This is a genomic window from Ectobacillus antri, assembly GCF_003852715.1.
GTDB lineage: Bacteria > Bacillota > Bacilli > Bacillales > Bacillaceae_G > Ectobacillus > Ectobacillus antri.
The window spans coordinates 338005-349085 of sequence record NZ_RIAV01000002.1 but is presented as its reverse complement, the minus strand read 5'-3'; the positions used below and the strand labels follow the sequence as shown (position 1 = coordinate 349085).

13 protein-coding genes and 1 pseudogene are annotated in these 11081 nt (G+C 39.4%); 1 reads left to right on the top strand and 13 read right to left on the bottom strand.

From position 1 onward, the window contains the following. Positions 1-863: 863 nt before the first annotated feature. Positions 864-1126, top strand: a pseudogene (locus EEJ45_RS18575) (IS66 family transposase); the annotation flags it as partial. Positions 1127-1252: 126 nt separating this feature from the next. On the opposite strand, the gene EEJ45_RS04265 reads toward EEJ45_RS18575, so the two are convergent. The 13 genes from EEJ45_RS04265 to EEJ45_RS04205 all read right to left on the bottom strand — a co-directional run bounded on the left by EEJ45_RS04265 (position 1253) and on the right by EEJ45_RS04205 (position 11002). Continuing rightward, complete coding sequence (locus tag EEJ45_RS04265) at positions 1253-2035, bottom strand: Cof-type HAD-IIB family hydrolase (protein ID WP_124563537.1); 783 nt, start codon at positions 2033-2035, stop codon at positions 1253-1255. Positions 2036-2243: 208 nt separating this feature from the next. Beyond that, the gene (locus tag EEJ45_RS04260) at positions 2244-3725 is read right to left on the bottom strand and encodes a spore germination protein (RefSeq protein ID WP_380018250.1); all 1482 of its coding nucleotides are present in this window, start codon (positions 3723-3725) and stop codon (positions 2244-2246) included. Beyond that, positions 3697-4281: a stage V sporulation protein SpoVABEA gene (gene spoVAEA / locus EEJ45_RS04255; protein WP_124563536.1), complete on the bottom strand. Its 585-nt coding sequence runs from the start codon at positions 4279-4281 to the stop codon at positions 3697-3699. Before spoVAEA ends, EEJ45_RS04260 begins: the two co-directional genes overlap by 29 nt. A 5-nt stretch (positions 4282-4286) precedes the next feature. Beyond that, on the bottom strand, positions 4287-4637 hold the full coding sequence (gene spoVAE, locus EEJ45_RS04250; RefSeq protein WP_124563561.1) for a stage V sporulation protein AE: 351 nt from the start codon (positions 4635-4637) through the stop codon (positions 4287-4289). An 8-nt stretch (positions 4638-4645) separates the two neighbouring features. Then, on the bottom strand, positions 4646-5665 hold the full coding sequence (spoVAD, locus tag EEJ45_RS04245) for a stage V sporulation protein AD (RefSeq protein WP_124563535.1): 1020 nt from the start codon (positions 5663-5665) through the stop codon (positions 4646-4648). Positions 5666-5678: 13 nt separating this feature from the next. Continuing rightward, positions 5679-6125 carry a stage V sporulation protein AC gene (spoVAC, locus tag EEJ45_RS04240; protein ID WP_124563534.1) on the bottom strand — a complete coding sequence of 149 codons (447 nt, stop codon included), beginning with the start codon at positions 6123-6125 and terminating at the stop codon, positions 5679-5681. A gap of 10 nt (positions 6126-6135) precedes the next feature. Then, complete coding sequence (locus EEJ45_RS04235; RefSeq protein ID WP_187695346.1) at positions 6136-6552, bottom strand: stage V sporulation protein AB; 417 nt, start codon at positions 6550-6552, stop codon at positions 6136-6138. Continuing rightward, the gene (locus tag EEJ45_RS04230) at positions 6545-7165 is read right to left on the bottom strand and encodes a stage V sporulation protein AA (protein ID WP_124563532.1); all 621 of its coding nucleotides are present in this window, start codon (positions 7163-7165) and stop codon (positions 6545-6547) included. Before EEJ45_RS04230 ends, EEJ45_RS04235 begins: the two co-directional genes overlap by 8 nt. A gap of 293 nt (positions 7166-7458) precedes the next feature. Next, positions 7459-8217, bottom strand: a complete 759-nt coding sequence (sigF, locus tag EEJ45_RS04225; RefSeq protein ID WP_124563531.1) for an RNA polymerase sporulation sigma factor SigF — start codon at positions 8215-8217, stop codon at positions 7459-7461. A 12-nt stretch (positions 8218-8229) separates the two neighbouring features. After that, on the bottom strand, positions 8230-8670 hold the full coding sequence (gene spoIIAB, locus EEJ45_RS04220) for an anti-sigma F factor (protein WP_124563530.1): 441 nt from the start codon (positions 8668-8670) through the stop codon (positions 8230-8232). Further along, the gene (gene spoIIAA / locus EEJ45_RS04215; RefSeq protein ID WP_124563529.1) at positions 8671-9021 is read right to left on the bottom strand and encodes an anti-sigma F factor antagonist; all 351 of its coding nucleotides are present in this window, start codon (positions 9019-9021) and stop codon (positions 8671-8673) included. It abuts the gene before it with no gap. Between the two features lie 159 nt (positions 9022-9180). Continuing rightward, positions 9181-10359 carry a D-alanyl-D-alanine carboxypeptidase family protein gene (locus EEJ45_RS04210; RefSeq protein ID WP_124563528.1) on the bottom strand — a complete coding sequence of 393 codons (1179 nt, stop codon included), beginning with the start codon at positions 10357-10359 and terminating at the stop codon, positions 9181-9183. 154 nt (positions 10360-10513) lie between these two features. Further along, positions 10514-11002, bottom strand: coding sequence for a DUF4829 domain-containing protein (locus tag EEJ45_RS04205; protein WP_124563527.1), 489 nt, complete (start codon positions 11000-11002; stop codon positions 10514-10516). Positions 11003-11081 lie beyond the last annotated feature (79 nt).

Genomic DNA, 11081 nt, shown 5'->3' with positions numbered 1-11081 from the left:
GCGAGAACGGCTACCGGATCACGTGCGAGCGCACATCTGAGGTTAGGTGTACCGCGAGAACGGCTCGCGGACCACGTGCGAGCGCACATCTGAAGTTAGGTGTACCGCGAGAATGGCTTGCGGACCACGTGCGAGCGCGATTCTGAGGTTAGGTGTACCGCGAGAACGGCTCGCGGACCACGTGCGAGCGTACATCTGAAGTTAGGTGTACCGCAAGAGCTGCTACCGGACCACGTGCGAGCGTACATCTGAGGTTAGGTGTACCGCGAGAACGGCTCGCGGACCACGTGCGAGCGCACATCTGAAGTTAGGTGTACCGCAAGAGCTGCTACCGGACCACGTGCGAGCGTACATCTGAGGTTAGGTGTACCGCGAGAACGGCTCGCGGACCACGTGCGAGGATAAATCCGAGGTTAGGTGTACCGCGAGAACGGCTCGCGGACCACGTGCGAGCGTACATCTGAGGTTAGGTGTACCGCGAGAATGGCTCGCGGACCACGTGCGAGCACACATCTGAGGTTAGGTGTACCGCAATATTGTTCATCCCTACAGTTCTAAGTTTATTAACGTATAAGATCTATCAAAATGAACACACGCATTGATACAAATAAAAGATCCCACCAAATTATGAATAACAACTAGAACGATGAAAACAGGCAAGACTAAAACATTCTTCAGTGGCACAGATGAACAACACCAACAGACAACCTCTTATAATGTTGTACGAAGCATTTCAAAAAAGAAACGATCCATTACGCGAGGAAGATATATTTATCCCTGCGAAAGTGTAGCGTATTTAACATGGGTAAAAACAATCTGTTACAAACAGCACAGATCATACGTGGCAAAGCATTACAGTATTCTTGAACGATGGGCGCATTGAAATAGACAATAATCTAGCTGAAAACGCCATTCGTCCGAATGTCATTTTCGAAAAAACTGGCTGTTTTCCGTAAGTGAAGCTGGTGTCGAGGCCAACACTATCTGTCTGAGCATTGTAGACACTGCAAAAGCAAATGGCATGGATTTCTATCAGTACCTCATGAAGTTACTGACGGATCTTCCAAATCTAGAGATCCAGCAATATGAAATCAACACATGCCCTGTTCCAAAAATATCCAAATAATATATAGAAAATAAAATAACCGTATATCTCATGAAAAAAATGACTGATATACGGCTGTTTGTGATACGTACCCTGAAGGTGCGCTTATTTTTTTATAAATTCGGGCTTACAAGCCTTCTTTTAAATTTATAGAAAAGCTAGTTTCATCACAGCTTCTTCTACCGATTTAACAACATGAGTAGCCCTTTGCTTTACACACGCAGGAGCATGATGTAATGAAAAAGAATGCGGTGTTACTTCAAACATGGAAATATCATTAAAAGAATCTCCTATGCATGCAACTTGATGCGGCAACACTTGCAAATGCTTCATCAGTTTTTGCAGTGCTTGCCCTTTATTAACCCCTGGAGGCATGATGTCTACAAAACCTGGACCTGAAATTACAATCTCCGCTTCATGACCGAACACATCTTTTAATTCATGATCAACTCGAGCAATTTCATCTTGTGTCCCGTGCAAAAAGAATTTAGACGGAAAGATACTTTCTCCCAATCTATCATGTAAATCTTCTATTTCAATGACTTCCAAGCCGTTGCCTTGCTCAAACAAGGTATAATTCTGATTTTTTCTGACTGTATATCGACTTTCTCCTGCACATGCAATGTGGACCATGTGTTTTTTACTAATGTATTTGTATATTTTTTTCGATAGAGTTCGATTGAAAGTTTCTTCATGTAACAATACACCATCTTTTGTTGTTAATACGGCTCCGTTGAGACTAGCAGTATGATATTGTATCTCTAAATCTCTAACAGCATGATGAATACGATGGGCAAACCGGCCTGATGCAAAGCAAATATCTGTCCCTTGTTCCCAAAGCCATTGTAAAGCCCTTTTATCTCGATTACAAACTTGATTCATTTGATACACAAGAGTGTCATCTAAATCACTGACGAAAAGTCGTACCATCTTATCACCTCTTCATTAATATCGCCGTAAGTACAACCGCATAATGTAACATAACTAAATGTCACACCATATTGCTACTCAAACAAAGACATGTACAGCTGTGCTATATCCTAATGTTCACTCACACTCTATACCATATATAGAGTATACAAAAGATATGTGATAACTTTGTTAAGAATATATAAAAAAATAGCAGAGATATTCTCTGCTATTTTGTACGATTGACATTTTGTGGATGAACAATACTAGGTCTAACCTTCATACTAGACATCGTTGGACGAATAAAAATCTTCATGAGCGCTCCGCCATCAAATGGTAAAAACGGCCATAAATATGGTGTTTGTAAACTGCGGATTGACGCTAGCCAAAGAATAAGGATTGTTAAGCCAATCATAAAGCCACTCTCATGCAACCATGCTGTTAACAGCACAATGAAAATTTTTGCCACTTTATTTGCTAAGCTCAGTTCATAACTTGGTGTAGCATAAGCACCGATAACAGAAATTGCAGCATATAAAATGACTTCCGGTACGAATAAGCCAACATCAATAGCAATTTGTCCAATTACAATGGCTGAAATTAAGCCAAGTGAGTTAGACAGTGAGGTCGGTGTATGAATAGAAGCCATTCGTAAAAACTCCAAACCAACCTCAGCAAGAATGATTTGTAAAAAAGTTGGTAAATTTGTAACTTTACTAGGTCCAATAAAAGCTAAATTTGGTGGCAACAGCGACGGATCGAACACAAATACAAGCCAAAATGGCAGTAAGAATAAGGAAAACATAATACCTAGAAAGCGCACCCAGCGCAAGAATGTTCCTACGGCAGGGTTTTGTCTAAATTCTTCTGCATGCTGTACATGATGAAAATATGTAGTAGGTGTAATCATTACGCTTGGTGAGGTATCAACAATCACTAAAACATGACCTTCTAGGATATGATTAGCAGCTACATCCGGCCTTTCCGTATATCGAACAAGTGGAAACGGATTGAATCCTTGCTTGACTAAAAATTCTTCCACTGTTTTATCAGCCATCGTAATACCATCAATTTGGATGTTACTGAGCTCTTGTTTAATAATTTTAACCAAATCAGGATTAGCAATATCTTGTACATACGAGATACAAATATCGGTTTGTGAGCGTTCTCCCACACGAATAATTTCATTGCGTAGACGCGGGTCACGAATGCGCCGACGAATCAGTCCTGTATTTACAATAATGTTTTCTACAAATCCATCGCGCGCGCCACGTACTACCTTCTCAGTATCAGGTTCTGTTGGTGTACGCCCTGGATAACTCCGTACATCAACTACAAGTGCCTCTGTCTCGCCTTCAATAAATATCACAATAAGCCCACTTAATACTTGCAATGTTACTTCATTCATCGTTTTAATCCGACTAACTTGCTGATGAATTAACCTATTTTCAATCACAGACATGGCTATATCATGTCCATATGATTCTAACTCATTTAAATTAACAAGTTCTTCAAAAATATGAATGATAAGACCTGTATCTGCCAACCCATTTACAAATAAAACGCCTATATTGCGACCCAAAATTTTAAATTTACGTACACCTACATCAAATGTAACTCCAAGCCCTACCGTTTGCTTGAGATAGTTTTCATTATCACTTAAATATGAAGAAATGGGGATATCAATTATTTCTTTTTTCTTGATTGACATAGAAGCCACTCCTTTCTAAGATGAGCTCAATTGCTTTTCTCGTGATGGGAGAACCTTTTTTTATATCATCGTTCATATACATTTTTCCAATATCACCAATTCCAACAATGATCGGAACATTTAATTTGTCCAAACAATACACGGTATCCCCGTTTATACGACCCATTTCCAAGTCAGCCAAACCGGATTTATCAACACCATATTCTGTTAAATTCCCATGTCGATCTACACTTACATCTACACGCGTCCATTCAGAATGATGTGTATTTGATGCGACAGCTAAGATGCCCAGTACTTCGATAGAGTGATGCTTCGCCACATATTGAAGTGCCCTCTCACCAGGTCCTTCTCCGATATACCCACTATCATCAAACATAACAAACACCGGATCATGTGGCGCTTTTAAAATTAAATGAACGATTTCTTTTCCGATGAGCCTCGTTGGATTACTTTGGGAGGCAGAAATACATCTTCCTCCAAACACTTTTGCCATATGTTCAATCGTTCTTTGGGCATATTCATCTCCATCGGTTACTAAAATTACCTTTCTTTTCATCACGTTTATCCTTTCGGCTTAAAGATAAGTGCCGCAAAAAAAGCAAATAGAATAGCCGCTGATATTCCTGCCGATGTTAATTGAAATATCCCCATGCCAATTCCTATGTACCCATGTTCCTTTGCAGCCACCATCGCACCGTGCATTAATGAATGCCCAAAGCTTGTAATGGGTACCGTTGCCCCTGCCCCTGCAAATCGAATAAAATTATCGTAAATACCGAATCCATCTAAAATAGCACCAATGACTACAAATACAGCCATTACATGCGCAGGCGTCAGCTTAGCTAAATCTAATAAAAGCTGCCCCACTATACAAATCAAACCTCCTATAACAAATGCATATACAAAATCCATAAAAAATTTCATGCTTGTACTCCTTTCACCCGCTCAAATACAACCCCATGGGCAATTGTAGGAATCGATTCCTTTTGTTGAATCATGGTAGGGTTCAACAATGCACCTGTTGCTACAACCAAAATACGATTATACGTTCCTTTTTTCATTTCCTTAAGTAAATGCCCATACGTTACAACGGCTGAACAAGCGCATCCGCTTCCCCCCGCAAATACCTCTTGATCTTTGTTGTAAATCATTAAACCGCAGTCATTGTATACATCTGCCATATCGTATCCTTCTTCTAATAACATTTGCTTCGCAATAGGTGTGCCTACAGCTGATAAATCTCCTGTTACAATCAAATCATAATCAGCAGCCGTTCGCCCTAAATCCTGAAAGTGTTGCGCTATTGTATGTACCGCTGCAGGCGCCATTGCCGAACCCATATCAAACGGATCAGTAATTCCTAAATCCTGTACTTTTCCAAGTGTTGCGGCCATAATACGTATTGGACTTTTTACCGAACTAATAAGTGCAGTTCCTGCTCCAGTGACTGTGAAGGTGGCAGTGTCAGGTTTTTGCCCGCCGTATTCGGTTGGATAACGAAACTGACGCTCAGCGGTAGCATTATGGCTACTCACACTTGCCAATACCCGATTTGCAAAACCACCATCAACTAGAGCACTGCCTATAGCCAAAGTTTCCATCGATGTAGAACAAGCACCGAACATGCCAAGGAACGGAATTCCCAGTTGTCTTGCCGCATAATTGGCGGTGACAGTTTGATTTAGCAAGTCACCTGCCAAAAAGAAATCTATATCCTTATTTTGCAACGTTGCCTTTTGCAACGTTGTGCTTACAGAATCGCTCATAAGTCTTCTTTCTGCCAACTCCCAATTATCCTCATTACAATGCAAGTTATCATAGGTTATATCAAAATCAGATCCCAGAGGTCCCTCTGCCTCTTTCGGACCTACTGCAGTTCCAGTCTCCTGTACATAAATTTCATTCTCAAAAACCCACGTTTGTTTGCCCGTTAGCCTCATTATCTTTCCCTCCCTACATGAACACTTTAAAGGTATAACGAATTAAACCAACTACATACGCTGCGACTACGCCGAATACAATAACACTACCAGCCAGTTTAAACATATTGGTGGCTACACCAAGCACAATTCCTTCACTGCGATGCTCCATCGCAGCACTTGTCATAGAATTCGCAAAGCCTGTTACTGGTACAGCAGAGCCTGCACCGGCAAATTGCCCCAGACGGTCATATATCCCGAGCCCCGTTAAAATAGCAGAAAGCAGAATCAATGTTGCAACTGTAGGATTACCCGCATTTTTTTCTGTAAAATCAAAATAATGAATGTAGAATTTCATTAATCCTTCGCCAATTGCACAAATGATCCCTCCTACTAAAAAGGCCTTAAGGCAGTTCTTCACATATGGTGGTTTTGGTTGATAAGGTTTAATATTATTTTTATAATCATCTTTAATTGCCATAACAATCCTCCTATTTAATAAAATAGATCCAGTGAAACAGTGAACCCAATACCTTTCCTAATACAATCGCCATCAGCAAAATGACAATTTTCCCTTCTACTCCTACCCGTTTAGCTAAAATTGGCAAGACGTTCAGTACTTCTGTCAATGCGGCAGCAAGCATCCCTACAAATACACCACAAAACAAACCAATGGGGATCAACCAATACGCAGATATTAAAAAAATCGTATCTCGCAAGCTAACCCATCCACCAAACAAGGTCCCAAAAATAACTGCCCATTCGTATACATGAATGAGTTGTATGCTTTTCGTTAATTGTGTTAACCGAGGAATAACACCAAGCACTGTCAAAAACGCAACAAATCCCCCGCCGACTGCGAGCCCCCCGGCAAATCCAATAAAAATTAGAAACACATATTCAAGGATCTTCAATCTTCTTCATACTTTCTCTGTTTTCGTTCATCATTACGTATTGATCTAATGATTGCTGGTACTGAAACATCTCCACTTCAAGCGGACTAGGCTCTTCGTTAATTCTCTTTTGAAATACATGATTAAAGAACAATACCATACCAAGTCCCAATCCGATTGAATAAGGGATTTGCAACACTAAGGGCTTGTTTACCCAATCCCCTGTCACCATGCTATAGATCCGCTGATGTACTTGTTGCATGCTGACATCCTCGTGAAAATAAATAATAGCAAGACCTGATCCAAAGAATAGTAATAACCATACAGCTACAAAAAACAGTGGATTTACTCTCTTTTTCTCATATACAATCTCAACAATGACTTGGGCAGGACCAACTGTATTTATCTCTACATCCTCTTTATGAGATTGAATTACTTCAATCACCTTCATTACGTCAATTACAACATGTGTCTTATCTTTAGGCGTAACCTCGTATACAACTAAATCCTTCAATATACTGATTACTTCTTCATTGCCGGATAATTGCGCTACATCCCGCAGTTTAAGCTGATATGCTGGCGATACTTGTAGACGCTGGCGCATCTTAATATATACAGGCTGTCTCAACACAATCACCCCCTCAGCATTTCTTTGTACTTGTAGTATGGATGTTATAAAATCTTCTGATACCACTTTTTTAACATCAAATGAAAGAAGCCTCTTCTTACAAATCATGAGAATGAAATTTACTTGAACAGGGAAAGCTAAAAAAACAAGTACCTGAAAAAATAGACTCTGTTAAAAGTCCTTGTTGTTTTACATTCCATGAGTTCATTTTTTGTAACATCCCTATACTCTAATCAACAGCTACAGATTACTAACATTCAGCTTTAACACAACAAATAAAAAAACCGAACAGGCTAATCGCCTATTCGGTCTTTCATTTGTTGCAACACACGTTTTTCTAGTCTTGATACTTGTACCTGAGAGATACCTAGCCGTTCTGCAACTTCTGATTGGGTTTGATCCTTATAATATCGCAAATACACAATTAAGCGTTCTCGTTCATCTAACTGCTGAATAGCTTCTTTTAATGCCAATTTATCAAACCATTTGGCTTCGGATTGGTCAGCAATCTGATCCAATATTGTGATAGGATCACCATCGTTTTCGTACACCGTTTCATGTATAGACGAAGGAGGTCTACTTGCTTCTTGTGCCATAATAACTTCTTCCGGTGTAAGCTCTAAAGCCTCCGCAACCTCGTTAATGGTAGGTACACGTCCAAAAGATTTAGCTAATTCGTCTTTTTTCTTTCTAACTTTATTTCCGATTTCCTTTAACGAACGACTCACTTTGACAGTTCCATCATCTCGTAAAAATCTCTGTATTTCTCCAATAATCATTGGCACAGCATACGTGGAAAACTTAACATCAAATGATAAGTCAAATTTATCAACGGATTTTAACAAGCCGATACATCCAATTTGAAATAAATCTTCTGGTTCGTACCCTCGATTGATAAATCGTTGTACTACAGACCAAACCAGCCTCATATTTGTCTGCACCAAGGTGTCTCTGGCCACTTGATCTCCATGTTGACTTCTGTAAATCAATTCTTTTAATTCTTGATCCTTTAAATGCACTTTGCCGGTGTCCTTTTTCACCTCTATGTCCATAGGCGCATCTCCTTAATTGCATAGAGCGTTGCTTTTTGACAAATACTTCGTCAAATGTATTGTGGTGCCGTAGCCTTCACCAGAGATGACTTCAACTTCATCCATGAAGTTTTCCATAATTGTGAACCCCATACCTGAACGCTCTAATTCAGGTTTTGTTGTAAATAGCGGCTGTCTAGCTTCCTCTAAATCCGTTATCCCAATTCCTTTATCTCGAATTGTAAGTTTTACTGCACCATCTTCTAGCACCACTGAAATATAAACCATTCCTTCCGGATTGCTTTCATAGCCGTGGATGATAGCATTTGTAACAGCCTCTGAAACAACAGTTTTAATCTCAGTCAATTCTTCCATTGTAGGATCAAGCTGTGCAATAAACGAAGCAACTGTGACACGTGCAAAAGACTCGTTTTGACTTAATGCCGAAAACTGCAAGTGCATCTCATTCTTCATTTATGCCACCCCCAATGTTGCAAGAGCTCGTTCTTCATCTGCTTCCAAACGAACGATTTTAAACAAGCCTGACATTTCAAATAAACGTTTTACAGCAGGAGAAATGGCACATACAACCATTTCTCCGCCCAAGCTCTTGATATGCTTGTATCGACCTAATATAACACCAAGACCTGAGCTGTCCATGAAACTTAATTGTTCCATGTTTAAAACAATATGATGAATACCGTTTTTTTCTACCATGTTTGTTACTTGCGTACGTAACTCTTCAGCAGTATGATGATCTAGCTCTCCTTCTAGCCGGATACATAGAACGTCGCTTTTCACTTCCATGCTAATTGAAAGGCTCACTCTTACTTCCTCCTTTATAGGCGCACAGCGCGGAAAGTATAGGAACATCTTTCGCTTAACGGATTCTTTATTCCTTCTTAACGACAAAAGAAGTGCTTTTTCGTAGGAAACTTACACAACAAACAGAGAATATCAAAGCGACATCAAGTCGCTTTGATATTATTGAGATTTAGAAAACAAACTAATGGTTCTTTTAAATAATTCCCATAAACCTGCCTCTGTGATATCTTCGTTTGCCACGAGCGGTTCTTTAGCGATGACTTTATTTCCTGCTTTAATAACCAAGGTACCTAGTACACTTCCCTTTTTAATAGGCGCTTTTACTTGTTCTTCCATCACAATATCTTCTGTTACTTTTGCAGCATTTTCTCCGCGCTTAAGCAGTAGTGAAACATTATCGGAGGCAACCAAATTAACTGCTTGCTTTTTCCCTCGGCTTACTTCAAGTTTTGCAATTACTTGATCTTTTTTATACAATTTCTTTGTTGTATATTGACTAAATGCATAATCAAGAAGCTTTGTTACCTGTGTGTTTCTCTCTTTTGATGTAGGTGCTCCCATAACAACCGCAATTGCGCGCATACCATTTTTTTCTGCTGATGCTGTTAAACAGTATCTCGCCTCTGTGGTAAAACCTGTTTTGACACCATCGACACCTGGATAAAAACGAACTAGTTTATTGGTGTTTACAAGCCAAAATTTCTTTTCTGTGCTTTCTCGTAAATAATCTTCATACTTTCCTGTATATTGACGGATAAGTGGATACTTCATCAATTCTCTCGCCATCACAGCCATATCGTATGCAGTAGAGTAGTGATCTTTTGCAGGCAAACCCGTTGGATTTTGAAACTGGGTATTCTTAAGCCCTAAATCTTTTGCTTTCTTGTTCATCATGTTCACAAAGGCTTCCATAGAACCAGCAATATGCTCCGCCATAGCTACAGACGCATCATTGCCTGAGGCAATTGCAATACCTTTTAGCATTTCGTCCACGGTCATCTCTTCACCTGGTTCAAGAAAAATTTGCGAGCCTCCCATGGATGCAGCAAATTCACTGGTACGTATTTTGTCAGTAAGTTTCAACTTGCCGCTTTCAATTTGCTCCATAATGAGCAGCATTGTCATAATTTTTGTCATACTGGCAGGCGGTAATTTTTCGTTTCCCTGCTTTTCAAATAGTACCTGTCCTGTATCTTGCTCCAGTAATACCGCGGAGGATACATTGTCTACAAGGTTTGGAGAAGCTGGTTTTTGAGAAGTGTTTTCAGATTGTGCAAATCCCGACTGCGCTGGGAACAATAGGGCAAAACATACGAAAATACCGAAGAGTCTGTTCATCAATATACCTCCAATCAATATCAATCCTATTATTTCCAAAAAATACATTTTTATACCTATTTTTCCTTGATATATAAATAAGACCAGTACCAATACCGGTCTTATTTTATAAATATAGTAGTACCAACATACAATCATCTAACTACATACAGTTTTAACGAGATGCAGCATTTGTACGTAAAATAGGCTTTTGAACAAGAACACTTTCTGCGATTCGCCATGTACCCTGCTCTTTAACAAACACTTGTATAAAACAATTTTCACCGTTGCGCTGACGATTCGTTTCTTGCTTTACTTTATATAAAACCTCTACATAGCGCACTTGTACGTTATGCGATCCGAAGTGTGAAATATATTTAGATAAACGAGGTATATGCTGCATTGCTTGCGGAACAGACAACTCTTGCTCCGTCACTAAGGATGCTTCTTTTATGTTAAAAATGGTATTTTTGTCTTTAGGACTATGAATGAATAGCACTTCATTTTGCATCGCTTTGGTCCATAAGCTTGAATATTTCAGATAATTATGTGTATTTAAATATTTCATTTCCTTCTCAATAATAAGAGAAGGTGTTAACTCCTGTGCAGCAACAGGTATAGTAAACCATGTGTAAACAGCTACTGTAAGTACAAATCGAATCATTATTTACCCCCTTTCTTTACATAATATCCAAAGTATGGAATAAAGTTGCAGTAAATATACTAACTTTTATATACAAAAA

What these genes read in the sequence shown, in the direction of transcription:
- spoVAD (WP_124563535.1), bottom strand. Translation starts at nt 5,665, where the DNA reads ATGAGGCTAACGGGCAAACAAACGTGGGTTTTTGAGAATGAAATTTAT.
- EEJ45_RS04210 (WP_124563528.1), bottom strand. Translation starts at nt 10,359, where the DNA reads ATGAACAGACTCTTCGGTATTTTCGTATGTTTTGCCCTATTGTTCCCA.
- sigF (WP_124563531.1), bottom strand. Translation starts at nt 8,217, where the DNA reads ATGGACATAGAGGTGAAAAAGGACACCGGCAAAGTGCATTTAAAGGAT.
- spoIIAB (WP_124563530.1), bottom strand. Translation starts at nt 8,670, where the DNA reads ATGAAGAATGAGATGCACTTGCAGTTTTCGGCATTAAGTCAAAACGAG.
- EEJ45_RS04205 (WP_124563527.1), bottom strand. Translation starts at nt 11,002, where the DNA reads ATGATTCGATTTGTACTTACAGTAGCTGTTTACACATGGTTTACTATA.
- spoVAEA (WP_124563536.1), bottom strand. Translation starts at nt 4,281, where the DNA reads ATGAAAAGAAAGGTAATTTTAGTAACCGATGGAGATGAATATGCCCAA.
- spoVAE (WP_124563561.1), bottom strand. Translation starts at nt 4,637, where the DNA reads ATGGATTTTGTATATGCATTTGTTATAGGAGGTTTGATTTGTATAGTG.
- spoVAC (WP_124563534.1), bottom strand. Translation starts at nt 6,125, where the DNA reads ATGGCAATTAAAGATGATTATAAAAATAATATTAAACCTTATCAACCA.
- EEJ45_RS04260 (WP_380018250.1), bottom strand. Translation starts at nt 3,725, where the DNA reads ATGTCAATCAAGAAAAAAGAAATAATTGATATCCCCATTTCTTCATAT.
- EEJ45_RS04265 (WP_124563537.1), bottom strand. Translation starts at nt 2,035, where the DNA reads ATGGTACGACTTTTCGTCAGTGATTTAGATGACACTCTTGTGTATCAA.